The 5,308-nt window shown below is 39.7% G+C and carries 4 protein-coding genes; 1 reads left to right on the top strand and 3 read right to left on the bottom strand.

Translation table 11 applies throughout. The annotated features are described in order from the left end of the window. The first annotated feature begins 55 nt into the window (after positions 1–55). Positions 56–859 carry an enoyl-ACP reductase gene (locus AAV96_RS00585; protein WP_004659060.1) on the top strand — a complete coding sequence of 268 codons (804 nt, stop codon included), beginning with the start codon at positions 56–58 and terminating at the stop codon, positions 857–859. A gap of 190 nt (positions 860–1,049) precedes the next feature. Here the strand turns inward: AAV96_RS00585 and AAV96_RS00580 are convergent, their stop codons facing one another. The 3 genes from AAV96_RS00580 to AAV96_RS00570 form a co-directional block, all read right to left on the bottom strand. Next, a complete protein-coding gene (locus AAV96_RS00580) occupies positions 1,050–2,372 on the bottom strand; it encodes a hypothetical protein (protein WP_046737909.1) in 1,323 nt (440 codons plus the stop codon). A 224-nt stretch (positions 2,373–2,596) separates the two neighbouring features. After that, entirely contained in the window at positions 2,597–3,997 is a 1,401-nt protein-coding gene (locus tag AAV96_RS00575) for an efflux transporter outer membrane subunit (protein WP_046737908.1), read from the bottom strand. Positions 3,998–4,008: 11 nt separating this feature from the next. Beyond that, a partial coding sequence (locus AAV96_RS00570) for an ABC transporter permease (protein WP_046737907.1) occupies positions 4,009–5,308 on the bottom strand: 1,300 nt, incomplete at its 5' end.

The following is a 5,308-nucleotide window of genomic DNA, read 5'->3' as shown; positions in this document are numbered from 1 at the left end:
CGAAAAATCAGGAATGTTGGCATGATGTGGTGAAAATTTTTCGAGTGAGAATAAGATGTCACAAGGACTTTTAGCTGGTAAGCGTTTTTTAATTGCTGGTATTGCAAGTAAATTATCAATTGCTTTCGGTATTGCGGCAGCATTACACCGTGAAGGCGCAGAGTTAGCATTTACTTATCCAAATGAAAAGCTAAAAAAGCGTGTTGATGACTTTGCAGCACAGTTTGGTTCAACACTGGTTTTCCCTTGTGATGTAGCGATTGATGCGGAAATTGACAATACTTTTGTTGAGTTGGCAAAACATTGGGATGGTTTAGACGGTGTTGTGCATTCGATTGGTTTTGCACCTGCACATACGCTGGATGGTGACTTTACAGACGTGACTGACCGTGATGGTTTCAAAATCGCACATGACATTAGCGCGTATAGCTTTGTTGCGATGGCGCGTGCAGCAAAGCCTTTATTACAAGCACGTAAAGGTTGTTTACTGACCTTGACTTATCAAGGTTCAGAGCGTGTGATGCCAAACTATAACGTGATGGGTATGGCGAAAGCATCGTTAGAAGCGGGTGTGCGTTATTTAGCACTAAGCTTGGGCAAAGAGGGGATTCGTGTGAATGCAATCTCTGCTGGTCCAATCCGTACTTTGGCTGCTTCAGGAATTAAATCATTCCGTAAAATGTTGGATGCCAATGAAAAAATCGCTCCATTACAACGTAATGTGACGATTGAAGAAGTGGGGAATGCAGCATTATTCCTTTGCTCGCCGTGGGCTTCAGGTATTACGGGTGAAATCCTTTATGTTGATGGTGGTTTCAATACTGTAGGTATGAGCCAGTCAATGATGGATGATGAATAATAGATTTATCTAAATCATATGATAAAGCCGCTTTGATAGCGGCTTTGTTTTTAAGAGATAAAATGATTCCAAAATTATACAGCTTTGCTAAGAGGCAATTAAATTACTAGCTAATATTAGAAAGGAACGAGCAAAAGCCAGCTATTTTTTTGTCTATTTAAGCAACTTATTAAATTTCTATTACTGTTTACTAAAAATACTTAACTATTTCAAAATCTAAGTGAGCATTTAATTCTACGCTTTTTGCTTTAGGGTGAGTTTGAAGATTTCTTCTTAAACTCGCTACTGAAATGTAACATGCTTCAATAATTTCCTTTTGTTTATCAATAAACTTAGAATCATATTTGTTTTCAATTACCGTATGAGCAGGTTTTTGCCGCTCACTTCTTACATCTTTTAATGGCTTTAACATTTTTTTTGGGAAAGATTCATCTGGAAACCGAAAAGAGCGAGCCACCCATTCCTCTAAAAGTCTTAAAGTTCCCTTTGGGATTCGTTCAACAATGTTATTGCCAATAGGCTTTAACTCCTCTAACTCTAGCGTACCCTCAAAAAATGACTTGTTAATATTTTCTGATAGATATTTGTCAAGAAGATTAATGAAGTCATAGTAATTTTTGGATGTAGGTGAAAAGAAGAAAGTGAAGTTTTTAGGGCGATATTTACCATCGAGCTCTTTTCGAAAAAGTGGTACCCCAAAGATTGACTCAGTCAGTTTATAGATAGCATTTATTTCATCTATCAATGCAGTGAAAACAGATTTTGATGTTATCCAATGCCCTAAAATTAGGTTATTAAAATAATCCTCTAGTACCTTACATTCGGTACATTTGATTTCTTTAGCGCTCCATGTAACCTGATGTTCAGAAGAAAGCCTGCCTAAATCACGAAGCATAACTGCTACAACCCGAGCACCAGATGAATCAAACCCCAAACCAAATGATTTTAAAAATATTTGATCTTCTTCTCGAAGTATTGGGTTACCTTGATCATCATATATACATGATATTTGCCTACTAAAATCATTAAACTCAAAATCAAATCGAGGTTCATTCGAATAGCGTTCTAGGATTTCTGTTTCAAAAAATCTAAAAGTCATTTGAGGTTCAGATAACGCCAATTCAACGCTATATTTTGCATAGCCATACTTATTGATATCTCGATTTTTTTTAGCATATTCTGGGGTTGGATATAAGCATATAGGGTATTCGGTTTGCTCTATAGTTAGTTCGAAGTTACCAAAAGATTGCTTTTCCACTTTGATTGATTTAGCGTGTTCGAGTATATCTAATTGAGATTTAACAGGATGGTGCTTTAAACCAATGATGTGTGGGTTTGTGCTAGATTGAATTGAAATAATCTTAGATTTCACAAGCTCTTTTATGAGGTCAATTGACTTCTCATAATCTAAATTCAAATCTTTTGAGACCTGTCTTAAAGGAATTCCATTATAATCCGATGAATCACAGAAAAAAGAAAAGACTAGTTTTTCAATATTTTTTAATTCACTCACACTTGATTCCATGCTCATACACTTGAGAAATTTAAATACAGTTATAAAGGGTAGAGAAAATTCTATATAGCCAATTTGATTTCTATTGGTAACTATATTTCAATCAGCATATAAATCAGCAAGATTTGCGTCAATGTATAAATTTGATGAGTAAAATCGAAAGTTCTCAGCCCATTCAAAATGAGCGGAGAACTTTAAGAAAGTAAATAATATCAACTCGTGTGTTATTGCTCAGGTAATTCTTTCACAGGACTTCCACCTAGCGCTTGCATTAAAGTCACATAGGCATTGTATTGACTCTGCTTTGTTTCAACTAAGTTGAGTCGTGCATTACGTGTGGTTTCTTGTGCATCCAGTAGGTTCTTTAAGGCAATTGCGCCATTACGATAACGCACTTCGGTTAAACGTTCAGTTTTATCTGCCAGCTCGACATTACGTTGCTGTAATTGAACTTGCTGCTTCAGTTGAGTGCGATTGGATAATGCATTTTCCACATCGGCAAAAGCTTGGTATAAGGTTTGACGATATTGAGTAATGGCTTTTTCATATTCAAGATCACTGATCTCAATATCTTTCTTCATATCATTATATTGAAGAAAAGGTAGGCTTAAGCTTGCGCCTAAAGTTAAAGCAGGGTTCTTTAATAGTTGTGTTAAAGAGGTACTAGATGAACCTAGATTTCCCGTCAAATTAATCGAAGGATAATAGCTGGCTTTCGTTGCATCTTTATTGGCTAAAGTTTTGCGTAGGCGTAATTCAGAAGCTTGTAAGTCTGGACGACGCGATAAAATATCGGCAGGGAGTCCAACCGCGATATTCGGTAGGGCATTGCGAGGTAATTGTGATGGCTCTTGAATATTCAACTGTTGTACAGGTTCGTGTAGCAATACAGCAATCGCAGTACGCGCTTCGACACGTTGTTGCTCAATCTGACTAAGGCTGGCTTTTTGGCTTTGCACCGATTGTTCCGCTTGAGTTAAATCTAAACCTGAAACCGCACCCGCTTTATACTGTGATTGCACCAAAGAATAGATTTTTTGGGTCGATGCCAAGTTCTGCTGAATGGTTTGATAGCGTTCATTCAGATAGCCAAGTTGCCAATACAATTTTGCTGTGGTTCCAACCAGACTTTGTGCTGTGGCTTGTAAATCTTGTTCAGTGGCTAATGCCTCCCATCGACTTGCTTCAGTTTGGCTAGCGAGTTTGCCAAATAAGTCCAGTTCATAACTGACACCGACGCTGGTGGATAAACCACGATCAGAGCCATCGCCTGAACGGAGGTCATAGTTATGACCTGCTGAAATACTTGAACTGGTTCGAATACCTTGTTTATTTTCAGCCAAACCTGCCTGTAAACGAGCTTGTTTAAGGGTGATTCCTGCAACAGTTAAATCACTATTTTTAGCGAGAACCTGATCGACCAATTGATTCAGTTGGGTATCATTAAATAGTGTCCACCACTGATCGGTTAGATTCACATTCTTATTTTTTTGCACATCATACTGAAACTGTTGAGGTACTTGGACTGTTGGGGCGTTATAGGGGGTTTTCACCACGGCAGAACAGCCAGCCAAGGAGCCAGTGAGTACCAGTGCGAGTCCTAATTTTGTGAATTGAAAAGACATACTCAAATTCCTTATTCTCTCGCTAAAGCAGCAACTGGATCGAGTTGTGCCGCATTTCGTGCTGGCAAGAAGCCAAATACAATACCAATCATGCTTGAGCAGACAAAGGCCGCTACGATTGACGTGGTCGAATAACTCATTTCAATGATGCCTTTGGCAAAGTGCCCAATAATTTGCCCAATCCCTAAAGAAAGCAGAACACCAAGTACACCGCCCAATAAGCAGACTAAAATTGCTTCAATCAGGAATTGCTGCAAAATGTCACTTTGTCGAGCGCCAACGGCCATACGTACGCCAATCTCTTGAGTTCGTTCGGTCACAGAAACCAGCATAATGTTCATGACCCCAATACCACCAACGACCAAAGAAATCACCGCGATTGCAGAAATTAACAGGGTCATTGTTGCCGTCGTCTGTTGGATGGTTTCACGAATACTGTCGGAGTTTTGGGTAAATACGTCCTGTGCGCCGTGACGTTGTTCAAGTAGAGTCAAAATGGCATTTTCAGCGGCACTACTTGGATATTCGTCTTTAATACGAACAATAATGCTGCGTACATTAGACTGACCTAACATACGGCTCATGACTGTCGAATAAGGTAAGTAAACATTCAAGCTGTCAGAGTTGCCCATAAAGCCTTGTTGAGCATCAATCACACCAATAATACGGCTAGGTACACTGCCCAATAACAACACTTGACCAACAGGATTGGTCCCATCTGCAAAGAAGGTTTTTTCCGTATTGGTATCAATTACTACATCTTGGGCACGCTGAGTAACACTATTTTTGTCAAAAGGCTGTCCTGATTTAAAGGTCATGCCACGGACATAGAAGAAATCAGCACTGACACCATTTACTGTTGCCGATGCTTCTGTATCTTTGTAACGTAATGTCACACTGGTATTGGCAGATGGACTCACTCCATCGACGTAAGGCTGTTCTGCCAATGCTTCTGCGTCAGCAGGCACCAGTGTTTTGACTTGTGAAGCACGTGAGTTATCACCAAAGCCACGACCCTGATACACGGTAATGGTATTGGTGCCGAGGCTACTGATATTTTCTAGAATTTGCTTCTGTGAGCCATTCCCAAGCGCAACCACCGAGACCACGGATGCGATCCCGATAATAATCCCAAGCATGGTCAAGAAAGTCCGCATACGGTGGGCATTCATGGCAAGCAGTGCCATGCGGAATGCTTCACCGAGACGATCGAAAAAAGACCGCCAAGCGGAGGTTTTCTTTTGTGGGGTACGTTGTAGGGTTTGATGTTCTAAATCGGAATCTACATTTTCAGGCTTATTAGCACGGTCT

Origin of the sequence: Acinetobacter sp. AG1, from assembly GCF_001005525.1 — a bacterium.
GTDB classification, from domain to species: Bacteria; Pseudomonadota; Gammaproteobacteria; order Pseudomonadales; family Moraxellaceae; genus Acinetobacter; species Acinetobacter modestus.
Note: the sequence above shows the minus strand (reverse complement) of the source record. Positions and strands in the feature narration are given on the sequence as shown.

What these genes read in the sequence shown, in the direction of transcription:
- AAV96_RS00585 (WP_004659060.1), top strand. Translation starts at nt 56, where the DNA reads ATGTCACAAGGACTTTTAGCTGGTAAGCGTTTTTTAATTGCTGGTATT.
- AAV96_RS00575 (WP_046737908.1), bottom strand. Translation starts at nt 3,997, where the DNA reads ATGTCTTTTCAATTCACAAAATTAGGACTCGCACTGGTACTCACTGGC.